Annotated in this window: 18 protein-coding genes; 2 read left to right on the top strand and 16 right to left on the bottom strand. The window is 70.1% G+C overall.

From position 1 onward, the window contains the following. Positions 1–52: 52 nt before the first annotated feature. The 8 genes from ABLE93_RS03640 to ABLE93_RS03605 form a co-directional block, all read right to left on the bottom strand. Entirely contained in the window at positions 53–3,145 is a 3,093-nt protein-coding gene (locus ABLE93_RS03640; protein ID WP_348837976.1) for an efflux RND transporter permease subunit, read from the bottom strand. Next, positions 3,142–4,269, bottom strand: coding sequence for an efflux RND transporter periplasmic adaptor subunit (locus ABLE93_RS03635; protein WP_348837975.1), 1,128 nt, complete (start codon positions 4,267–4,269; stop codon positions 3,142–3,144). Before ABLE93_RS03635 ends, ABLE93_RS03640 begins: the two co-directional genes overlap by 4 nt. 153 nt (positions 4,270–4,422) lie before the next feature. Continuing rightward, entirely contained in the window at positions 4,423–5,994 is a 1,572-nt protein-coding gene (locus ABLE93_RS03630; RefSeq protein WP_510182975.1) for an MFS transporter, read from the bottom strand. Between the two features lie 83 nt (positions 5,995–6,077). Continuing rightward, positions 6,078–6,527, bottom strand: a complete 450-nt coding sequence (locus ABLE93_RS03625; RefSeq protein WP_348837971.1) for a DoxX family protein — start codon at positions 6,525–6,527, stop codon at positions 6,078–6,080. A gap of 5 nt (positions 6,528–6,532) precedes the next feature. Then, entirely contained in the window at positions 6,533–8,416 is a 1,884-nt protein-coding gene (locus ABLE93_RS03620) for an amidohydrolase (RefSeq protein WP_348837969.1), read from the bottom strand. Positions 8,417–8,445: 29 nt separating this feature from the next. Continuing rightward, positions 8,446–8,733: a XapX domain-containing protein gene (locus tag ABLE93_RS03615; RefSeq protein WP_348837968.1), complete on the bottom strand. Its 288-nt coding sequence runs from the start codon at positions 8,731–8,733 to the stop codon at positions 8,446–8,448. Between the two features lie 53 nt (positions 8,734–8,786). After that, positions 8,787–9,617, bottom strand: a complete 831-nt coding sequence (locus ABLE93_RS03610; RefSeq protein WP_348837966.1) for an alpha/beta fold hydrolase — start codon at positions 9,615–9,617, stop codon at positions 8,787–8,789. A gap of 198 nt (positions 9,618–9,815) precedes the next feature. Continuing rightward, on the bottom strand, positions 9,816–10,439 hold the full coding sequence (locus ABLE93_RS03605) for a hydrolase (RefSeq protein WP_348838471.1): 624 nt from the start codon (positions 10,437–10,439) through the stop codon (positions 9,816–9,818). Positions 10,440–10,559: 120 nt separating this feature from the next. On the opposite strand from ABLE93_RS03605, the gene ABLE93_RS03600 reads away from it, so the two are divergent. Continuing rightward, entirely contained in the window at positions 10,560–10,901 is a 342-nt protein-coding gene (locus tag ABLE93_RS03600; RefSeq protein WP_348837965.1) for a winged helix-turn-helix transcriptional regulator, read from the top strand. Positions 10,902–11,088: 187 nt separating this feature from the next. Here the strand turns inward: ABLE93_RS03600 and ABLE93_RS03595 are convergent, their stop codons facing one another. The 6 genes from ABLE93_RS03595 to ABLE93_RS03570 all read right to left on the bottom strand — a co-directional run bounded on the left by ABLE93_RS03595 (position 11,089) and on the right by ABLE93_RS03570 (position 17,244). Continuing rightward, positions 11,089–11,997 carry an AraC family transcriptional regulator gene (locus ABLE93_RS03595; protein WP_348837964.1) on the bottom strand — a complete coding sequence of 303 codons (909 nt, stop codon included), beginning with the start codon at positions 11,995–11,997 and terminating at the stop codon, positions 11,089–11,091. Between the two features lie 261 nt (positions 11,998–12,258). Beyond that, entirely contained in the window at positions 12,259–13,167 is a 909-nt protein-coding gene (gene uraD / locus ABLE93_RS03590; RefSeq protein WP_348837963.1) for a 2-oxo-4-hydroxy-4-carboxy-5-ureidoimidazoline decarboxylase, read from the bottom strand. Further along, positions 13,164–14,144 carry an ABC transporter substrate-binding protein gene (locus ABLE93_RS03585; protein ID WP_348837962.1) on the bottom strand — a complete coding sequence of 327 codons (981 nt, stop codon included), beginning with the start codon at positions 14,142–14,144 and terminating at the stop codon, positions 13,164–13,166. Before ABLE93_RS03585 ends, uraD begins: the two co-directional genes overlap by 4 nt. Positions 14,145–14,180: 36 nt before the next feature. Further along, entirely contained in the window at positions 14,181–15,680 is a 1,500-nt protein-coding gene (locus tag ABLE93_RS03580; RefSeq protein ID WP_348837961.1) for a tripartite tricarboxylate transporter permease, read from the bottom strand. Positions 15,681–15,755: 75 nt separating this feature from the next. Further along, entirely contained in the window at positions 15,756–16,223 is a 468-nt protein-coding gene (locus ABLE93_RS03575; protein ID WP_348837960.1) for a tripartite tricarboxylate transporter TctB family protein, read from the bottom strand. A 7-nt stretch (positions 16,224–16,230) separates the two neighbouring features. After that, a complete protein-coding gene (locus ABLE93_RS03570; RefSeq protein ID WP_348837959.1) occupies positions 16,231–17,244 on the bottom strand; it encodes a Bug family tripartite tricarboxylate transporter substrate binding protein in 1,014 nt (337 codons plus the stop codon). Between the two features lie 132 nt (positions 17,245–17,376). On the opposite strand from ABLE93_RS03570, the gene ABLE93_RS03565 reads away from it, so the two are divergent. Continuing rightward, complete coding sequence (locus tag ABLE93_RS03565; protein WP_348837958.1) at positions 17,377–18,342, top strand: LysR family transcriptional regulator; 966 nt, start codon at positions 17,377–17,379, stop codon at positions 18,340–18,342. Here the strand turns inward: ABLE93_RS03565 and ABLE93_RS03560 are convergent. Beyond that, complete coding sequence (locus ABLE93_RS03560; RefSeq protein WP_348837957.1) at positions 18,321–19,340, bottom strand: FUSC family protein; 1,020 nt, start codon at positions 19,338–19,340, stop codon at positions 18,321–18,323. The two genes, ABLE93_RS03565 and ABLE93_RS03560, sit on opposite strands and share 22 nt — an antisense overlap. A gap of 3 nt (positions 19,341–19,343) precedes the next feature. Then, entirely contained in the window at positions 19,344–20,324 is a 981-nt protein-coding gene (locus tag ABLE93_RS03555) for an HlyD family secretion protein (RefSeq protein WP_348837955.1), read from the bottom strand. Positions 20,325–20,350 lie beyond the last annotated feature (26 nt).

Here is a 20,350-nt window from a genome sequence, read left to right as displayed (position 1 = left end):
GCCCTTGTTCTTTTGGCAGCGGCGGATCGCAGAACCCGCCGCCGCGATCCGGTCAGGCCGGCGTGATGGCCCCGACCGGCGCAGCCGCCCGTTCCGGCCCGGTGTCCGGGCCGAACCAGGCGACGTACAGCGCCGGCAGGAAGATGAGGGTGAGCAGCGTGCCCACCAGAAGCCCACCCATGATGGCGAAGGCCATAGGCCCCCAGAACACGGTGGGCGCGATGGGGATCATGCCGAGCACGGTGGAGACCGCGGTGAGCATGATGGGCCGGAAGCGAATGGAGGAGGCGGAGACCACCGCGTCCCACACGCTCTTGCCCGCCGCGCGGTCGGCCTCGATCTGGCCGATGAGGATGACCGCGTTCTTGGTAATCATGCCGATGAGCGCCAGCACGCCAAGGATGGCGACGAAGCCCAGCGGCCGGCCCGAGAGGAGCAGCGCGCCCACGACGCCGATGAGCCCGAGGGGCGCCACCGACAGCACGATGACGAGCCGCTGGAAGCTTTTGAGCTCGAAAATCAGCACGGTGAACATCAGCAGCAGCATCACGGGCACCACGGCGACCACCGAGGCGAGGGACGACGCGCTTTCCTCCACCGTGCCGCCGACGGCGATGGCATAGCCCGCCGGCAGTCCCTTGCGCAGGGCGTCGATCTTCGGCGCCAGCTCCGCCACCACGCTCTCCGGCAGCACGCCGCGCTTGACGTCCGACTGCACGGTGAGGGTCGGCACCCGGTCGCGCCGCCAGATGGCGGGATAATCCTGCCCGTAGTCGAAGGTGGCGATCTGCGAGAGCGGCACGGTGCGCCCGCCGGGCAGCGGCACCTGGAGGGTGGCGAGGGAGGCGAGGGACACACGCTCCTCGTCCGTGGCGCGGGCGACCACGTTGACGAGATAGATGTCGTCGCGCACCTGCGTCACCGGCTGGCCGGACAGCACGGTGTTGAGCACGCCGGCAAGCTGGGCGGTGGAGAGGCCCAGAAGGCGCGCCTCGTCCTGGTCGACGCGGATGGTCACCTGCCGCGCCGGCTCGATCCAGTTGTAGTTGACCGTCTCCACCCTGGGATTGGCGGCCATGGTGGCGGCGAGGTCGAAGGCCATGGCGCGGACCTTCTCGATGTCCGGCCCCGAGACGCGATACTGCACCGGCCAGCCCACGGGCGGCCCCAGTTCCAGCGGCGAGATGCGCGCCACGAGCTGCGGGAAGTCGGTGGCGAGCACCTTCTCCAGCTTCACGCGCAGCCGCTCACGTGCCGCCACGTCCTTGGCCACGATCACGCTTTGGGCGAAGAAATCGTTGGGCAATTGCACGTCGAGGGGCAGATAGAAGCGGATGGCGCCGCGCCCCACGTAGGTGGACCAGCGGGCCACGTCCGGATCATTGGCCAGCACCTTGTCGAACGCCTCGGCCACGCCCTGCGAGGCGTAGATGGAGGCGTTCTGTGGCGAGGCGAGGTCCACCAGCAGCTCGGGCCGGTCGGAGGAAGGGAAGAACTGGGATGGGATCAGCGGCAGCGCCAGCACCGACAGCACGAACAGGCCGGCGGTGACGGCGAGCGTCACCCAGCGCAGGCGCAGGCAGACGATGAGGAAAGAGCGGTATATCCCCATCACACCTTTCGGCGGGGCGTCGGGATCGGGGATCTTGTCCTTCGCCGGCGGGCGCAGGATGAGCACCTGAAGCAGCGGCGCGAACAGCACCGCCACGATCCACGAGACGAGAAGGGCGATGGCCACCACCGCGAACAGGGTGAAGGTGTATTCGCCGGCCGAGGAGGCGGCGAAGCCCACCGGCACGAAGCCCGCCACCGTCACCAGCGTGCCCGCCAGCATGGCCGCCGCATAGGCCTTGAAGGCGTAGGAGGCGGCGGTGGGCGGATCGTCGCCGGCCGCGAGGCGCGTCAGCGTCGCGTCGGTGGTGGTCATGGCGTCGTCCACCATCAGCGCCAAAGCAATGATGAGGGCACCGAGCGAGATGCGCTGCATGTCGATATGGGCGAGCTGCATCAGCGCGAAGACGATGGCGAGCGTGAGCGGGATGGCAAGCGCCACGATGGCGCCGGCCCTCACGCCGAGCGCGATGAACGACACCACGAGGATGATGCCTACCGCCTGCCACAGGCTCTCCATGAATTCGGAGATGGCGCTCTTCACCGTCACCGCCTGATCGGCCACCAGCGTCGCGTCGATGCCCACGGGCATGTTGGCGAGGATGCGCGTCATGGCGCGGTCGATGTTGGCGCCCATGGCGAGGATGTCACCGCCGTCGCGCATGGCGATGGCGAGGCCGATGGCCTCCTTGCCGTTCACCCGGAACATGGGCTGGGGCGGATCGGCGAAGCCGCGGCGGATGGTGGCGATGTCGGCGAGGCGGATGAGCCGCCCGTTCACCGCGAGGTTCACGTTGGCGATGTCTTGCTCCGAGGCGAAGGCGCCGGAGACGCGGACGGAGATGTTCTCGCTTCCGGTCTGGATCTCGCCGGAGGGCCGCACGATGTTCTGCGCCGCCAGCGCCTGGAGCACGGCGGAGCGGTCGATGCCGAGGCTCGCCAGCTCGGCCATGGAGAATTCGATGAAGATGCGCTCGTCCTGCGCGCCGAGGATCTCGATCTTCGACACGTCCGGCACGCGCAGCAGTTCAGAGCGGGCCTCCTCCACATAGTCGCGCAGCTCGCGATGGGTGAAGCCGTCGGCGGTGAAGCCGTAGATGATGCCAAAGGTGTCGCCGAACTCGTCGTTGAAGAACGGCCCCACGATGCCCTGCGGCAGGGTGTGGCGGATGTCCGAGATGCTCTTGCGCACGTGGTACCAGATGTCCGGCACCTCGGCGGCGGTGGCCGAGCCCTTCAGGTGCACGAACACCGTGGTGACGCCGGGCCTGGTGTAACTCTCCAGGAAGTTGAGCTGCGGCGTCTCCTGGAGCTTGCGCTCGAGGCGCTCCGTCACTTGCCGGAAGGTCTCCTCCAGCGTGGCACCGGGCCAGTTGGCCTGCACCACCATGGTCTTGATGACGAAGGTGGGGTCCTCGGCCCGGCCGAGATTGCGGAACGCCATCACGCCGGCCACCACGGAGATGGCCATGAGATAAAGGATGATGGAGCGGTGCTTCAGCGCCCAGGCGGAGAGGTTGAAGCCGCCGCTCACAGGCTGGCTCCCGCCGGCGCCGCGAGCAGGCGCACTTTCTGCCCCGGATGCAGCGCCTGCACGCCTGCCGTCACCACGATCTCGGACGGCTTCAGCCCCTCGCCGACGCTGACCGAGGCGGGGCCGAAGCGCAGCACCTCGATGGTGCGCAGCGCCACCGTCTGGTTCTTGGGGTCCACCACCCACACGGCCGGCTTGTCGTTGAGGCGGGTGAGCGCGCTGGCCGGGATTTCCACCACCGGCCCGCGATCCACCATCACCCGGCCCACCACCGTCGTGCCGAGGCGCAAGCCCTCGGGCGGGTTGCTGAGCCCCACGCGCACCCGGAAAGTGCGGGTGACGGGATCGGCCTGCGGCGCCACCTCGCGCACCCGGCCGCTTGCGCGGACGGCGGGATCGGTGGCGAGCGCCACCTCCACCTCGGGATCGCCGGGAATGCCGGAGAGCAGGGCCGCGGGCACATCGAACACCGCGTCGCGGCCATCCTGGCGCGCCACCTCGATCACCGGCTGGCCGGCCTGCACGACCTCGCCCGGCTCGGCCCGGCGCTGGGTGACGACGCCGGCGGAATCCGCCTTCAGCTCGGTGAAGCCGAGGCGGTCCTCGGCCATCTGCAGGCGCGCCTGCGCGTCGTCCACCTGGGCGCGGGCGTTCAAGAAGGCCTGCTCGGCCTGCTCATACTGGGCGCGCGGGGTGAAGCCGCGGGCGAGCAACTGGCGCTGGCGCTCATACTGGTTGCGGGTCTGGGTGAGGTTGGCGTTGGCGGCGCCCAGCGCGGCCTGGGCCGAGCGCAGCGCGTTCTGCTCGTCCTGCGGATCGAGCCGGGCGAGCACCTGCCCCGGTGCCACGCGGTCGCCCACGTTCACCAGCCGGTCGATGATGCGGCCGGAGATGCGGAAGCCGTAGGTCGCCTCGTTCTGCGCCTCCACCACGCCGGTGAGGCTCACGGCGTCGCTCGCCGCGCGGCTGGTGGCGACGATGGTGCGCACCGGGCGGGGATCCTGCGCCTGCGGCGGCTGGGACTCGCCGCAGCCGGCGAGCAGGAAGAGACCGAGGCTCGCCAGGACCAGACGGGGCCGACCGCCAAACGCGTTCCCCTCCAGATACCTCCGGGTGTTTCGCACGCGTCGTCCCCCCTGCCCACGTCCTGGACTGGCTATAACGGAGCGGTCAAGGCCGCGCTAGATTGGCGGTTTGCTCAGCCATGCAATGGGCGCCGGCCTGGGATGTGCGTCCGGTGGACAGCGACGGTAGGGAAGGCGCTTAGGGCCGGCCGCTCACGGGCCGGAGCGGATGGGGTCCGGCGGATCCACGCCGATGAGGTGGCGCGCCTTCGGCGGCTCCGCCCCGCGATGGAAACGCGCCACCGCGGCCTGGACGTCGGCATCGGCGCGGGAGACGCGGCGGTGCTGGCGCAGGTGCTCGGCCCAGGATTCCACCATGAACCATTCCAGCAGGAGCTCCGGGTCCGCCGCATCCTCGCTCACGCCCCAGCTGTAGGCGCCGTCGCGCCGGCGGGCGGCCGACAGCCGGAAGAGGGCGGCGAGGAAATCTGGCCGGTCCTCGCGCGCCACGCGATACTCGATGAGGATGAGGACGGGGCCGCGGTCGTTCTCCACCGGCTCGGCGAGGAGCGGCTCGGGCCAGTGGAGCGAGGGCGCAAGGTCCGCCTCGCCCGCCGGCAGGCGCACGCGGCGCAGCAGCAGGCTCACGCCCGCAAGGCCGGCGCCGGCCGCCACCAGCGTCGGTGCCAGGCCGATCTGCTGGGCGATGATGCCCCACAGCACGCTGCCGCCCGCCATGGCGCCGTTGAAGGCGGTGAGATAAACCGCCAGCGCCCGCCCCCGCACCCAGTTGGGCAGGATGGACTGGGCGGTGGCGTTCAGCGTGGTCAGCGCCACGATCCAGGCCCCGCCCATGGCGAGGAGGATGAGCACCGCGGCGATGCGCGGCGGCGCAAGGGCAAGGCTCGCGGTGGCGGCCGCCGTCACCAGCGCGGCACCGAGCACCAGCGCGTCCGCGTCGAGCCGGGCGCGCAGCCGCGGCAGGGCCAGCGCGCCGGCGATGGCGCCGGCCCCCACCGAGCCCAGCAGCACGCCGTAATAGGCCGCGTCGCCGTTCAGCAGGTTGCGCGCCACCAGCGGCAGCAGCGCCCACACCGCACTGGCGAAGGCGAAAAAGAAGACCGCGCGCAGCAGGACCACATGCAGTTCGCGGCTCGCGCGGGCATAGCGCAGGCCGGCCCGGAACGCGCCGGGGAAGCGTTCCGAGAGGGCATCCCCGGCCGGGACGCTGCGCCGCCACCACCACAGCGCGCCGATCACCGCGATATAGCTCACCACGTCCGCGCCATAGGTGACGGCCGCGCCGAAGCCGGCCAGCAGCACGCCGCCCAGCGCCGGGCCGATGGCGCGCGAGATGTTGATGCCCAGCGAGTTGAGCGCCACCGCATTCTTCATCTCGGCGCGCGGCACCAGCTCGGGCACGATGGACTGCCAGGTGGGCGCCACCAGCGCCGCCCCGACGCCGCCGAGGAAGGTGAGCGCCACCAGCGACGACACGGTCATCAGGCCGAGGAAGGACAGCGCCATCAGTCCCGCGCTCACCAAGGCGAGGCCGATCTGGATGGCGATGAGGAAGCGCCGCTTGTCCAGGATGTCGGACAGCACGCCGGCCGGGATGGCGAGCAGGAAGACGGGCAGCATGGCGGCCGCCTGCACCAGCGCCACCGCGGCGGGGGAGGCGGAGAGGTCGGTGACCAGCCAGGCGCTGGCCACGTCGCGCATGAAGCTGCCGGTGTTGCCCAGCACCGTGGCGCCCCACAGCACCGCGAACACCGGCCGCGCCAGCGGGGCGAACGCGCCGGGCGCCGGGGCGGGGGGAGGAGACGGGGCAGTGGCGGGCGCGCCGGCATCGGCATGGGGCTGATCGCTCACGCGCGCACCTCCCTGGACGAGGAGATGAGATCGTACCACGCCACAAGGACGAAGGCGCCGGCGAGGCCCAGATGCTCGAAGAAGGCGTTGGCCGCCATGAAGCGCTCGGGGCCGGCCGGCATCCCCCAGAAGCGGTTGGCGACGAAGCTCGCGGCCAGGGTGAAGACGGCGAGGCCCAGCGCCCCGAGCCAGCGCCAGACGCCGCTGAGCACCAGTGCCGCGCCGCCCAGCTCCACCGCGATGGTGAGGGCGGCGACGGGGGCGGCGGGCTCGAGCCCGAAATGCGCCGCCTCGGCCACCGCCGCCGGAAAATCAACGAGCTTCACGAAGCCGCCCTGCAGATAGGCGGCCGTGAGCGCCAGCAGGGCCAGCGCCCTGACCGGCGCCGGGGCGATAACCCGCCGTGCGGCCTGCGCCACGGCGCGCGGGAACGAGGAGCCGCCCATTCCCGTCACACCGCCCAGCAGGCGCAGCCCAGCGCGCCGAAGAAGCCGCGGGCATCGGCCACCGGCAGGCCGGCGCCCCAGGCGGAGGCATGGGCATGGCCGTGCACGCCGCAGGGCTTGGCGCAGCCGCAGCCGGCGAAGCTGTAGCGCGCCGCGCCTTCCGCCTGGGCCGGACGGGGCTGGTAGCCGCCGAAGCGTCCCACGGGCGACCAGTCCGGCATGGCCGGCGGCAGGGGCGGGGCGAACCGGCGGAACGCGCCGTCGCCATGCACCGCCTTGCCCCCCACGAAGGTGAGCACGGAGGTGATGTCGCGGATGCGGTCCTCCGGCACGGCGAAGTAATCCTCCGACAGCACCGCCAGGTCGGCGAGTTGCCCGGCCTTGATCTGGCCCTTGGCGCCCGTTTCGGTGGAGAACCAGGTGTTGGCTTCGGTCCACAGGCGCAGCGCGCTCTCGCGGTCGAGGCGGTTCGCCGGTGGATAGAGGGAGAGCCCGCCCATGGTGCGGCCGGTGACGAGCCACGACAGGGAGATCCAGGGATTGTAGGAGGCGACGCGCGTCGCATCGGTGCCGGCGCCGACGGGAACGCCGGCCTCCAGCATGCGCCGCACCGGCGGCGTGCGCTCGGCGGCGCGGGCGCCGTAGCGGTCGACGAAATACTCGCCCTGGAACGCCATGCGGTGCTGCACGGCGATGCCGCCGCCGAGCGCCGCGATGCGGTCGATGTTGCGGTCGGTGATGGTCTCGGCGTGGTCGAAGAACCAGTTGAGCCCGGCGAGGGGCACGTCCGCATTCACCTTCTCGAACACGTCGAGAGCACGCGAGATGGTCTCGTCATAGGTGGCGTGCAGGCGGAACGGCCAGCGGTTCTCGGCGAGCAGCCGCACCACCGGTTCCAGCTCGCTTTCCATGCCGGGCGGCAGTTCCGGCCGCTCCACCTGGAAGTCCTCGAAGTCGGCGGCGGAATAGACCAGCATCTCGCCCGCGCCGTTGTGGCGATAATAGGCGTCGCCCTGTCCGGGCTTCACGTTCTTGGCCCAGCCGGCGAAGTCGGCCAGCTCCGCCTTCGGTTTCTGGGTAAAGAGGTTGTAGGCGATGCGCACGGTGAGGAGCCCCTCGCGGTGCAATTCCTCGATGATGGCATAGTCCTCGGGATAGTTCTGGAAGCCGCCGCCGGCGTCGATCACCGAGGTGACGCCGAGTCGGTTCACCTCGCGCATGAAATGGCGGGTGGAGTTCTTCTGGTACGCTTCCGGCAGCTTCGGCCCCTTGGCCAGCGTGGCGTAGAGGATGGTGGCGTTGGGGTGGGCCACGAGCAGGCCGGTGGGGGTGCCGTCGGCGGCCCGCACGATCTCGCCGCCGGGCGGGTCGGGCGTATCCTTGGTGTAGCCCACCACGCGCAGCGCCGCCGCATTCAGCAGCGCCCGGTCGTAGAGGTGCAGGATGAACACCGGCGTCTCCGGTGCCACCGCATTGATCTCCTCCAGCGTCGGCAGGCGCTTCTCGGCGAACTGGTGCTCGGTGAAGCCGCCCACCACGCGCACCCATTGCGGCGGCGGGGTGACGGCCACCTGCGCCTTCAGCATGGCCATGGCGTCGGCGAGGCTGGTCACCCCGTCCCAGCGCAGCTCCATGTTGTAGTTGAGCCCGCCGCGGATGATGTGCATGTGGCTGTCGATGAGGCCGGGAATGACCCGCCGCCCGTCGAGGTCGATGATGCTGGTGGTCGGGCCGGAGAGGCGCATGGCATCCTGCGTCGGCCCGGCGTAGACGATGCGGCCGTCGGCGACGCACACCGCCTCGGCCTGCGGATTGCCGGGGTCGAGGGTGGTGACCTTGCCGTTGAACAGGATGAGATCGCAGGGCTCGGGGCTGCCGGATTCGCTCATGGTCTTGCCTTGGACTGGAAGGGTCGCGTTCAGCCGCGGCCGGGGGGAGGGGGCGGCTCCGCCGGGGCCTCGGCGTCGGTGCGCCGCCCCGGCAACTGCCCGAGGACATGGTCGGAGCAGTCGGCGAGCCCGATGGACCGGGCGAGGCCGTCGCCATTCAGCAGATGGCGGGCGACGGGCACGATCTGCTCGCCGATGAGGATGCCGAAGAGCCCCACCAGCGCCACCACGGGTGGGGCCGGCGAGCGCACGTTGATGAGGCTGTAGACGATGCCCACCAGAAGGCCGGCGCCGAGGGAGGCGAGGTAGAGCTTCATGCGCCCTCTCTCTCGATTACGGGGGCGCCGGCCGGAGCCGGCGCCCGCTCGGATCAGGAATTGATGAAGGCGAGGAGGTCGGCGTTGATGACCTCGGCATGGGTGGTGCACATGCCGTGCGGGTAGCCGGGATAGACCTTCAGCTCGGCGCCCTTCACCAGCTTGGCGGAGAGCAGGGCCGAATCGGCGATGGGGACGATCTGGTCGTCGTCGCCGTGCATCACCAGGGTCGGCACGGTGACCGCCTTGAGGTCCTCGGTGAAGTCGGTTTCCGAGAAGGCCTTGATGCCGTCGTAATGGGCCTTGGCGCCGCCCATCATGCCCTGCCGCCACCAATTCTCGATGACGCCCTGGGACACCTTCGCGCCCGGCCGGTTGAAGCCGTAGAACGGGCCGGTGGGGACATCGAGGAAGAATTGCGCGCGGTTGGCCGCGAGCGCCGAGCGGAAGCCGTCGAACACCTCGATGGGCAGGCCGCCGGGGTTGGCCGCGGTCTTCAGCATCAGCGGCGGCACGGCGCCGATGAGCACCAGCTTCGCCGCGCGGCCCGCGCCGTGCTTCACGGTGTAGTGCAGCGCCTCGCCGCCGCCGGTGGAGTGGCCGATGTGCACCGAATTCTTCAGGTCGAGATGATCCACCACCGCCGCGGCATCGGCGGCGTAATGGTCCATGTCATGCCCGTCCCAGACCTGGGTGGAGCGGCCGTGGCCGCGCCGGTCGTGGGCCACCACGCGGAAGCCCTTGGCGACGAAGAACAGCATCTGCGCGTCCCAGTCGTCCGACGAGAGCGGCCAGCCGTGGTGGAAGACGAGGGGACGGGCGTCCTTCGGACCCCAATCCTTGTAGAAGATCTCGACGCCGTCCTTTGTGGTGACGCTAGGCATGGCTGTGTGTCCCATGGTTGCAGTGCGCGGGTTGGAGCTCTGGGCCGCTGCCGGCGGCAGCGGGGAGAGGGTCGCCGCGAGCGCCGCGCCGGCGCCCATCTCCAGGATCGACCGACGGGAGGGCCAAAATCCGGCGCAGGGCGCGGCCGCCTGAGGCGGTGCGGCAGAAGGTGGGGACTTCGAGGTCATTGCGGCACCTCAATGGCCCTCGGAGGCGCCGAACATCGTCTTGGCGTAGATGATGCCGAGGCCGTAGGCGCCGCCGAACTGCTTGGCGATGGACGTGGTCATGTCGTAGGTGCCGGTGCGCGCCCAGTCGCGCTGGAGCTCCAGCAGATATTGCAGGGCGGTCATGGGGCGGGCGCCGGCCTGCACCATGCGCTCCATGGCCCGCTCGTGGGCCTCGTCGGAAACGTCGCCGCAGGCGTCGGCGATGACATACACCTCGAAGCCCTGGTCGATGGCCGAGAGCGCCGGGCCGACGATGCACACGCCGGTCCACAGGCCGCACAGCACGATGCGCGCCTTGCCGATCTCGTTCACCCGGGCGATGACCGCGGCATCCTCCCAGGTGTTCATGGACGTGCGGTCGAGCATCGCCTGGCCGGGGAAGGCCGCCGAGATTTCGGAGAACATGGGGCCGGAGAAGCTCTTCTCCGCCACCGTGGTGAGAATGGTGGGCACGCCGAAGCCGGCCGCCGCATGGGCGACGAGGGCGGCGTTGTTGCGCAGGTTCACGGCGTCGATGGACTTGGTCGCGAACGACATCTGCGACTGGAAGTCGATCATGATGAGGGTATGATCGGTGGGGGTGAGCAGCATTCCGCCAGGGGCAGCGACGGCGTTGGTCACGGAGGTCTCTCCTTCTGGGTGGGGCGCGGGCACGCTAGCGCCCCGACCCCGTGTGGGCCATTAGTTACTTCGGGGATACCGGTCGATACGATGAAGAGCGAAGCAAAGCTGAAGCAAAACCTCCATGCCTCCTGCGCCGCCGAGCCGATCCTCAAGTTCTTCGCCCAGGAATGGACGAGCCACATCGTGGCGGCGCTGTCGCGCGGGGGGACGCTGCGTTTCGGCCAGCTGCGGCGGGCGCTGCCGGGCGCGCCCTCGGCGAAGGTGCTCTCGGCGCGGCTGAAGGCGCTCGAGGCCGGCGGCTACGTGGCGCGTCGGGAGATCGAGGGCCGGGTGCGGCTGGTGGAATACAGCCTCACCGACGCCGGCCGCGCCGCCGACCTCGTGCTCGCGGGCACCGAGGCGCTGGCGCCCCCGCGCACCTCCCCCTGACCCAGCGGAAACCTTCCGAGCTGCGCTGGCGATCATGGCACGATCCCTCGACGTTCATGGCGAGGATGGCGCCGGCCGACCGCCGCGGTCTTGCCGATTAGGGGCGCTTTTGAACAATCGAACGCCGAACCGGGCACCGGCCGGTGCGAAACCCCGGCCGGAAAGCTGGGGCGCACACCCTTGAGCGTCAGTGCCGGCGCCGCCACGCGCCGGGGGCGAGGCCGGTGTGGCGCGAGACGGTGCGCGTCATGTGACTCTGGTCGGAGAAGCCGCAGCTGAGCGCCACGTCGGCCAGCGGCAGGCTGGAGTTCACCAGCAATTCCCGTGCACGTTCAACCCTTTGGCGGAGCAGCCACTGGTAGGGCGTCACCCCTGTCGCGGCGCGGAAGCCGCGGATGAATTGGCTGCGCGAGACTCCGCAGGCGTCGGCGACGTCGCCGATCAGCACGTTTCCCTGAAGCGACTCCACCAGCAGCTCCTGCGCCCGCCGGACCTGCCCCAAACTCATCCCCCTCCGCCGCTCGGGCCTTGGATTTCCGCCGTGAAGGCGCAGGACGAGATGGAGCTGGATGGCCGTCGCCACCTGGTCAACGAACAGCGCCGCACTGCGCTCCGGCGCGGCAAGGGACGGCAGCAATGCCCGCGCAAGCCCCGCCAGCACAGGGTCCGCCGTGCCGGGGGAGCAGGAGAGCGCATCGACGGGAGGAAGGTCGAGATCGGCACAGGCGCGGTGCAGCGCCCGCGGGGCGATCTCCACCAGGACGAAATCGAAGCCCGTCACGATGTCGGCGCGGTAGTCGTCCAAGAAGGAGCGCACGTAGCAGCTGTCTGGGGCAAACGCATAATCGGCCTTCCGCCCCGCCTCGAAGATCCGCCGGCGATGGCCCGCCCCGAGGGCGACGCCCGCCAGAAGCCCCCGTCCGCTCGCCTCCGTTTCGACCCGGCTCTGATCGCGCTCCCTGTGGGTGCGCCGATAGATCACAAAGCCGTTACCCGAGAGTTCCTGTGGTGGGCCGAGAGAGGCGACGGTGCAGCCGAGGCTGTCGCGGGCAGGACTGCGGCCCCGGACCGCTGCGCTTTGCTCCTGCGTCGACATGGCTTTGATCCCGGCATCCGCAATGAACGGGAAAACCTTGCACCCTTGCAATGCGAGGTCCATCGTCCATTGCGTGTGTCCGGGTTGTAAGAAGGTTGTGTCTCCAGTTTCCCGTTGATCGGACCGTGACCGGCCAGGTCAGCGAACATAAATCCATGCTCGCTCGGCGGGGGAGAGATCGCCGAGCGACTGCGAGAACTGACGCGGAGCGACTCCGGGGCTCGCTGTCGCAAATTTGCAAAAATGCAAAAATATCGCCGATCACTGCCCGCGGTAGGCGGCGTAGGCGAAGGGCGTCACGGTCAGCGGTACGTGATAGTCGCCGGTGGGCTCGTCGATGCAGAACACCACCGGCACCACGTCGAGAAAGCCGAAGCCGCGATCCACCGCGCCGGTGCGGCGGAAATATTCGCCCACGTGGAAGCGCAGCTCATAGCGGCCGATGCGCAGCGGCGCCCCTGAGAGGAGCGGCTCGGTCTGGCCGTGGGCGTCGGTGACGGCCTCCACCAGCGGCTGCGTGGTGCCGCAGGGCAGTGCGCCGGAGACTTCGTGCAGGGCGAGGCGCATGCCCTCTGCGGGTCGCCCGCGGCTGGTGTCGAGCACGTGGGTGGTGAGCCGGCCGGCGAGGTCCGGCAGGCCGTGGTCTGCCACGCGGTCGGCGATGCGATAGCGCGTGATGCGGGCGATCTCGCCCAGCGCCATCGCAAGCTCCTCCTCCCGGCTTGCGGCGAGCCGCTGCTCGAACACCTCCAGCATGGCGGCACGGCCGTAGTGGCGCGCGCACAGGATGAAAGGAAAGCCGAACCGCGCCCGGTAGGCGGCGTTCAGCGCATCCCAGCGCTGCGCCTCCGCATCCGGCAGGCGGTCGAGCCCGAGGGCGGACTGTTCGCCGGTGGACTCCGCCGTCATTGTGCCGTCCCGCGCTGCCGGGCCGGCGAGATCGGGATGGCCGGCGAACAAGGCGACGCGGGCGGCCTCGGGCAGGGCGGCGACGAGGCCGACCATGGCGCCGTGCAGCGCCTCGACGCTGGCGAAAGGGCGCAGCCGCGCCGCCTGTTCGGCCACCCAGGGCGCATGCTCGAACACCGGCCCGAGGCAGGCGGTGAAAGTGGCGTCGTCGCAGGCATTGAGCTGGGCGAGAGTGGGCCGGGTGAAAGCGGGAACGGTCATCGGCAGACCTCCGGGCGTGGGCGGACGCGGGATTCCGCCGGCGGCAGGAAAGCGGGATCGAAGATCTCTTCCACCGTCGGCAGGCGGGGCAGGCCCTTGGCGGCGGCGATGAGGGCGATGGTGGTGGCGATGCGGGCAGGGTCGGCGTCGCCAATGCCCCGCGTCACCGCCTCGGGATGCGCCATCTCCAGCGCCAGCGTGCCTTTCAGCCGGGCGCGGTTGGCGGCGCGGTCCATGGCCGGGTTGCGGCGGACCACCGCGTCGGTGGCCGCCTCGAGGTCCTCCATCACGTCGGCGAGGCCGCGGTTGACCGCCCGCACGAGGCCGCTCACCGCATCCGGGTGATCGCGCCGGAGCGTTTGCGACACCATCAGCGCCGCTCCATAGAGCGAGGGCACGTGGTGCTGCCACTCGAAGTGCCGCAGCATCGCGCTCGGGTCGAGCCCGGCCTCGATGGTCTGGGCATTGATGGTGTTGACGAAGCCGAACAGGCCGGCCCATCGCCCATCGAGCATCAGCGGGACGATGTCCTTGTGGGGAAGGTCGCTGACCTCCACCTTCACCGTCGCCGGATCGAGCCCCGTGGCCCGGCAGAATTCGGGAAACATCCGCCAGGCCGCGTCATTGGGATGGGACACCAGGGTGCGCCCGGCAAGGTCGGTCGGCGCGGCCACCGGCCCGGCTGCCGGCACGGCGATGGTGTAGGGCGAGCGATTGTGCATGGCGAACACCGCCACGGGCGCGCGCTCGGGATGCGCGGCGGCAAATTCCACTAGCGCGTTCATATCGCCGTAGCCCGCATCGAAGGCGCCGCCGGCGAGCCGCGGCACGGCGTTGGCGAGGGTGTCGCCCTCGGTGAAGGCGACCTCCAGCCCCTCGTCGCGGAAGTAGCCGCGGTCATCGGCGAGGAAAAACCAGGCCTGGGGTCCGGAATAGAAGGTATTCAGGATGAAGTTCAGGCGCACGGGCGTCGCCATGGGTCGCTCCCTTGGATCTGTGTGGGCGGCGCGGGCTCAGTCTTCCTTCAGCGCCACCTGCCGGGTCTTGGCGAAGCTCGGCAGCAGCATGAGGCCGAGCATCAGGGCGCAGATGAGGAGGAGGCCGGCGGAGATGGGCCGCTCGATGAAGGTCGCCGCATCGCCGCCCGACAGCAGCATGGCGCGCTTGAAATTCTCCTCCATCATCGGCCCGAGGATGAAGCCCAGCACCAACGGCGTCGCCTCGAAGCCGAGCTTCGCCATGACATAGCCGAGCACGCCCATCATCACCGCCAGATAGACGTCGAACGAAGCGTTCGCGATGGAATAGACGCCGATGGCCGAGAAGAACAGGATGGCCGGGAACATCAGCCGATAGGGCACCTGGAGCAGTTTGACCCACAGCCCCACCAGCGGCAGGTTCAGCACCAGCAGCATGAGATTGCCGATCCACATGGAGGCGATCATGCCCCAGAACAGCGGTGCGTGCTCCACCATCACCTGCGGGCCGGGGATCACGCCCTGGATGGTCATCGCCCCGGCCATCACCGCCATGATGGCGTTGGAGGGCACGCCCAGCGTGAGCAGCGGAATGAAGGAGGTCTGCGCGCCGGCATTGTTGGCGGCCTCCGGGGCGGCGACGCCGGCGATGGCGCCCTTGCCGAAGCGCTCCGGCGTCTTCGAGATCTTCTTCTCCAGGGCGTAGGCGCCGAAGGAGGCGAGGAGCGCACCGCCGCCGGGCAGCACGCCCAGAACCGAGCCGAGGAAGGTGCCGCGCACGATGGGGCCCGCGCTCTCCCTCAGCTCCTCCCGCGTGGGAAACAGGTCCCGGAGCGGGATGGCGCCAATGCGGGTGAGATCGCGCTCTAGATTGAGGATGATCTCGGTGATGCCGAACAGACCCACCGCGATGGCGACGAAACTCATGCCGTCGGCCATGGCGTCCACGCCGAAGGTGAGGCGCGGCATGGGGGAATTGGCGTCGGTTCCGGCGAGGCCGAGGAAGACGCCGAACAGGATCATCACCACCGCCTTGTGCAGGGCGCCGGCCGCCAGCACCATGGAGCAGACGAGGCCGAGCAGCATCAGCGAGAAGTATTCCACCGGCCCGAATTTCAGGGCCAGAGCCGCCATGGCGGGGCCGAACTGGGCGATGAGCAGGGTCGAGACGGTGCCGGCGAAGAAGGAGCCGATGGCGGCGATGGCGAGCGCCGCTCCGGCGCGGCCCCGCTTCGCCATGGCGTAACCGTCGAGGGTGGTCGCCACCGAATTGGCCTCGCCCGGCAGGTTGACCAGGATCGCCGTGGTGGAGCCGCCGTATTGCGCGCCGTAATAGATGCCCGCCAGCATGATGAGCGAGGTGGTGGGCGCAAGGTGGAAGGTCAGCGGCAGCAGCATGGCCATGGTGGCCACCGCGCCGATGCCCGGCAGCACCCCGATGAGCGTGCCGAGCAGCACCCCGAGAAAGCAGAACAGCAGATTCTCGAACCCGGCGGCGACGCTCATTCCGAGCGCGATATTCTGCAACAGGTCCATGACCGGCTCCCGCGAGAGGGATGGAAGGGCGATGGCCTCTCCCACAGCGGGAGAGGGAGCGGTGTCCCGTGGGCCTCAGCGCGGCCAGATGGGAATGGCGAGGCCGAGGCCCTTGACGAAGGCGAAGGCCCCGAGGGCGGCGAGCACCACGCACAGATAGGGTGTCTCGCGGTGCCGGGTGATGGGGCTGGCGAAGCTCGCCACATAGGTGGACGCGACGACCGCGAGGACGATGCCGTAGCGGTCCACCAGAAGGCCGAACACGCACACCGCCGCCGAGATCACGAGGAGCGGTCGCCAGTGCACCGTCTCCTCCACTTCGGCCGCGTCCCAGAAGCCGGCGAGGGTCATGCCCGCCCCGGCGAGGACGATGAGCCAGGCCACCGCGTTGGGCACGTAGCCGGGCCCCATTTCGGTGACGGTGCCGATCTCCAGGTCGCCCACGGCGAGCAGGCAGAAGCCGCCGAGGGCGAGGACGAAGAGGCCGGAGAGAAACTCGCGGCGCCGGAGCAGGGCAGGGGCATTGAGGATGGCGCGTGGCATGGCGGCCTCACTTCTCCTGCGCGCCGGCCTCGATGATGAGGGGGCGCCACACCTCGATCTGGTCGGCGACGAAGGCGCCGTATTCGGCCGTGGTCATGGGCCGGGTTTCGACGCCCCAGGCGAAAAGCTTCTCCTTCACCGCCGGCAGGGCGAGAGCGTCGGCGACCGCATCCTGGATCTTCTTGGTCAGGTCCGGCGCCATGCCGGCGGGGCCGGACACGCCGAGCCAGTTTTCCAGCACGATGTCGATGCCCTGCTCGCGGAAGGTGGGCACGTCCGGGGCCTGCGAGATGCGCTGCGGGGCGGCGACGCCGAGGGCGACCGCCTCGCCGGCCTTCAGCATGGGCACGTTCTGGGCGAGCAGGTCGTAATAGGCCTTCAGCACGCCGGCCTTGAAATCCTGGATGGCCGGGGCGCTGCCCTTGTAGGGCACGTGGGTCATCTGGAGGCCGGTCTTCTTCTTGATGGCTTCGCCGAGAATGTGGCTGATGGAGCCGACGCCGCTCGAGCCGTAGGTGAGCTTCTCGGTCTTGGAGAGGGCGACGAGGCCCGCCATGTCCTTCACGCCCAGCGAGGGCTGCACCATCAGGCCGGGGGCGGAGGCGCCGATATAGGCGATGTGGGTGAAGTCCTTCACCGGGTCGTAGGGGATCTTCTTGAACTGGGTGGGGGCGATGGTGAAGGGGGCGTTGTTGGCGAGGATCAGCGTGTAGCCGTCCGGCGCCTCCTTGCGCACGAGATCCGCCGCAACGGTGCCGCCGGCGCCGGGCCGGTTGTCCACCAGGAACTGCTGGCCGAATTTCTCCGTGAGGTGCTGGCCCACGAGGCGGGCGACGATGTCGCTGGTGCCGCCCGGCGGGAAGCTCACCACGATGCGCACAGGCTTCGCCGGCCAATCCGACTGGGCGACGGCAGCGCCGGGCGCGAGGAGCGCGGCGCCGAGGGCCGCGGCCATGCCGCCGGCGAGGAGAGTGCGGCGGGACAGGCCGGAGCGGGCAGCAGGGGGCATCGGAAGCGGCATGGTCGGCATCCTCTGGATCAGGTGCGCGGTGCGATCCGCGCTTGTGGGGGCTGAGTTTGTGAGGAGAAGGCTAGGCACTTCCTCCATTGCCGTCCATCGCAGCTTGGGCAACAATCCATTCTAGAAATTAGAATGGAGATCCTTCCGGTGAGGAACCCCTTCGTGCCCGCGGCCCTGCGCTACGTGGACCAGGTGGCGCGCTCGGGCTCCATCCAGCAAGCGGCGCGGGAACTGCGCGTCGCCGCTTCCGCCATCGACCGGCAGATCCTGCTGCTGGAGCAGGATCTCGGCGTGGAGCTGTTCGAGCGCCGTCCGCGCGGCATGCGGCTCACCGCCTCGGGGGAGGCCATCGTCGGCCTCATCCGGCGCTGGCGCATGGAGGAGCGGCGCGCGGTGGCGGAGATCCGCCGGCTCCAGGGCATCCAGCAGGGTCATGCGCGGCTGTTCGCCATGGACAGCCACGCCACCGGCCTCCTGCCCCGCCTCGTGGAGCAGGTGGCGGCGTCGCATCCCTTCATCTCCCTGGACATCGAGATCGGCAGCCCGGATGAGGCTGCCCCGGCGCTTGTGGGCGGACGGGCGGACATCGCCATCGCCTTCAATCTGCCGCCGCGCCGCGATCTCGAAGTGCTGTGGCGGGCCGACCTGCCGTTCGGCTGCGTGGTGGCGCCGGGCCATCCCCTCGCGCGCGGCGCATCGGTGAGCCTGCAGGAGATTTCCTCCCACCCGGTGGTGCTGCAGAGCCGCTCGCTGGCCATCCGCCGCTTCCTCGATGCGCAGTACGGCTGGCTGTTCGCCGATCCCAAGGGGCGGATCGAGACCAATTCGCTCCAGCTCATGAAGCAGCTCGCCTGTTCCGGCCGCTACGCCCTCATCACCTCGGAGCTGGATGCCGCGCCGGAGCTGGTCTCGGGGGCGCTCAGGTTCATTCCCGTGCGCGACACCGGCGCCGAGCCGCAGAGCATTTCCGTGGCGGTGGAGGCGAAGGGGCTCGATTCCGTGGTGCGGCTGGTGGCCAGCGCGGCGGTGGCCTGCGTCACCGCCTGTCTCGCCGAGGTGCGGGCTGTGGGCGCGCCTCAGGCGGCGTCGGGCGCCTGAACCGGGCGCGGGCGGCGGTGCAGGGCCGCGAGCACCATCGACACCACAACCATCAGGGCGACGCCGATGAAGATGCCGGCGAGCCGCTCCAGCACCGGCAGCACCTCGGCGGGGGGGCCGCCGTCCGTCACCAGCGCCGTGATGAAGGCGAGCCCGCCCTGCGTGCCGATGTAGGACTGCGCGCCGCCGCCGTGGTGGAGCCGCGAGAAACAGAAGATCCCGGCGGCGAGCACGGTGGCATAGACGAGCAGCGCGTCCAGCTCGAACAGCAGCGCCGCGAGGCCGAGGGCGGCGCCGAGCACGCAGCCGAGGAAGCGCTGGCGCGCGCGGACACGGATGGAGGCGAAGTCCTTGTCCAGAACCGCGAGGCTTGAGCCGATGGCCTGCGGCATGGACGGCAGGTCGAACCACGACCACAGCGCGACCATGGCGACCACGGACACGCCCGCTACCAGCGCCAGATGGACGAGATCGAGATCGGCATCGCGGCCCTGGGACGCCGCGCCCTGCGGCGGCGGGACCGCGCTCCCTCGCGGGCGTCCGACGGCATGGGCGAAGGCGCTCGCCACAACGCCGCAGGCGATCTCGAGGAAGCGGTTCTCGGCGAAGGCGAAGAGGGCGTCGGTCTCGACGATGCTCACCGCGATCATCAGCATCAGCGTGATGGTGCCGTAGAACCAGGCGTAGCCATAGCGGCTGGCGAAGCGCTGGTAGGAGCCGACGGCGCAGATGATGAACAGCGCCAGCGCCTGGAACGCAGGCACCCCTTCAAGCCCGATGGCGAGGGCGTAACCCGCGGTGAGCCCCACGGCGGTGCCGACGAGGCGCATGGCGGCCTTGCGCCAGAGGGCGGCGAAGTCGGGGTTCGACACCACCCAGGCCGAGATGGCGGCCCACCACAGGCCCTCCAGCCCGAGCGCGGCCGCCATCAACACCGCCAGCACGACGCTCGCGGCGGTGATGAGGCCCTGCCGCGCGCTCCAGCCGGGGGACGCCATGGCTCAGAACCAGATCAGCACGCGGGCATCGGCGCCGCGATAGAGCGGCTGCTGCTGCGGCACGGCGCCCATGTCGATGAGCACGGGAAAGCGGCGGGGCAGGCGGATCCAGTCGGTGTCGAGTGGCACGTAGGGCAGGGCACCGGTCTCGGTGGCGGCGCGGGCGATGCCGGGGGAAATTGAGCGCACCGTTCCCCAGTGCAGCCGCCACGGGTCCGAGCCGATGGTGAACAGCACGCTCTGCCCTGGCTTCAGCCGGGCGAGGTGGCGCTCCTCTACGGCGGCGAGGATGTGCCAATCCGCATTGGACACCACCGCCGCCAGCGGCTTTCCGGCGCTGGCATAATCCCCCACCCGCGCGGTCAAAGGCGCGACGCGGCCGGCGGCCGGGCTGGTGATGCGGGTGCGCGACAGCTGGTAGTTGGCCTGGGCCAGGGTCTGGACGGCGGCGGCCTGCTCGGCCTGCCGGACGGTGACCAGGGTCTGGGCGACAGCGGCGAGGCTCTGGGCCTTTTCGAGATCGGCCATGGCGACGCTGGCGTCCCGCCGCACGGTATCCAGCGCCTCGGCGGATATGTCTCCGGTGGCGGAAAGCGCCTCCGAGCGGGACTGCTGGAGCAGCGCGGTGTCGAGGGAGGCGCGGGCCGCCGCCACCATGGCGGTGCTCTCGTCGATGGCCGCGCGCGCCGTGCGGATGCGGTCGGCGGCAAGCGTCACCTCCGCCTCGGCCTGCGCCACGGCAAGGGCGAAGGGCGTGCGCTCGATCTCGGCAAGGAGCGTCCCGGCCTCCACCTGCGCATCGTCGCGCACCGGCATCTGCGCCAGCGGTCCGGACACTTCCGGCGCGACGAAGATGACGTGGGTGTCCACGTAGGCGTCGCCCGTATAGGCGAAGAAGTGCACGGAGGTTTCGTAGATCAGGAAGGCGGCGGCGACGGCGCCGATCAGGCAGGCAATGACATGGCGTTCGATAAAGGACAGCACGCGCGCCTCCGAGCATCTCGGACCGT

Origin of the sequence: Xanthobacter pollutisoli (genome assembly GCF_040044995.1) — a bacterium.
Classification (GTDB): Bacteria; Pseudomonadota; Alphaproteobacteria; order Rhizobiales; family Xanthobacteraceae; genus Xanthobacter.
This window is presented reverse-complemented; position numbering and strand designations above follow the sequence as displayed.